The sequence below is a fragment of the Vibrio sp. YT-15 genome (assembly GCF_033337445.1).
Taxonomy (GTDB): domain Bacteria; phylum Pseudomonadota; class Gammaproteobacteria; order Enterobacterales; family Vibrionaceae; genus Vibrio; species Vibrio alginolyticus.
On record NZ_JAWOQR010000104.1, the window covers coordinates 1 to 1,244 of the forward strand.

Sequence of the window (1,244 nt, forward strand, 5' to 3'; positions counted from 1 at the left end):
CAACTCTTCGCCTTCATGCTCTTCCTTGACTAAAGCGCGCATTTTCTCGGCAAGAGGTGTCCCACCAGGTTCACGCGTGTTAACGATGTTTTCGATTCCCGCTTGTTTGAGCGTGTCCAAAACCGTTTTAATCGCAGTGCTTTTCCCTGCGCCTTCAAGGCCCTCTACGACAATAAAGTTTGCTTTCATCATTTGTTCTTTCTTAGTTCTCTTAAATAGGCTCGAACAGCACGATTGTGCTCAGCAAGTGATTTCGAGAAAACGTGTCCGCCCGTCCCACTTGCTACAAAATATAAGTAATCACTGCTTTCTGGGTTTAGTGCAGCTTCAATAGAGGCTTCTCCGGCCATTGCAATAGGTGTCGGCGGCAAACCATTAATAACGTAGGTATTGTATGGTGTTGGGGTGCGTAGGTCTTTCTTACGGATGTTACCATCGTAAGCATCCCCCATTCCGTAGATAACGGTCGGATCCGTTTGAAGTCGCATACGTTTATTCAAACGGTTTACAAACACAGAAGCAACACGTTCGCGTTCTGAATCAATCGCCGTTTCTTTTTCGATAATAGAGGCAAGGATCAGCGCTTCATACTTGTCTTTGAGAGGCAGCTTCTCCTGACGAGCGTCCCAGTTCTCATCCAGTATTTTATTTAATTTGGAATGTGCACGCTTTAGCAACTGACTTTCGCTCGCACCAGCGGTGTAGTGGTACGTTTCAGCCAAAAACAAGCCTTCAAGCTTATCACGTTCAATACCAAGCTTCTGTGCCATCTCTTTTTCTGACAACCCTGAAAGGTCGTGTTGAACATACGGTGCGCTTTGAAGTTGCTCTAACCACTCAGAAAAACGACTACCTTCAACAAACGTGATGGCAAATTGATATTCTTTGCCTGTATTGAGTAGCTCTAACGCCTCGTAAAGCGATACATTTGGCTCGAGTTGGTAAGTGCCTGCTCGTACTTGAAGAAGCTCTGGGTAAAGATGGGGCATTAAGCGAGTGTAATCAGACGCTTTTATGATGTTCTCTTTCACCAAATCGCGCATTACACGATGAAAGCTTGTGCCGTTTTCGACAGTGAACAGTTGAGGTTGCTCAATTAAAATTGGCGAGTTAACGTATTGCTTTGTTTGTGAAACAACGTAAAAAAACCCTGCTGCGCTTATCACAGCGATCAGCACAACAAAAGCCAACAGTTTTTTAATCACGTAGTTAAATTCCCTTGCAGTCGTTGAGTCAATTTTCCT

2 protein-coding genes are annotated in these 1,244 nt (G+C 44.5%); both read right to left on the reverse strand.

What is annotated here, in order from left to right; translation table 11 throughout:
* Positions 1-192: dTMP kinase (locus tag R7D93_RS25585; protein WP_411976820.1), on the reverse strand; the 192-nt coding region annotated here is incomplete at its 3' end.
* Complete coding sequence (gene mltG, locus R7D93_RS25590) at positions 189-1,205, reverse strand: endolytic transglycosylase MltG (RefSeq protein ID WP_318129593.1); 1,017 nt, start codon at positions 1,203-1,205, stop codon at positions 189-191. The genes mltG and R7D93_RS25585, both read right to left, overlap by 4 nt.
* Positions 1,206-1,244 lie beyond the last annotated feature (39 nt).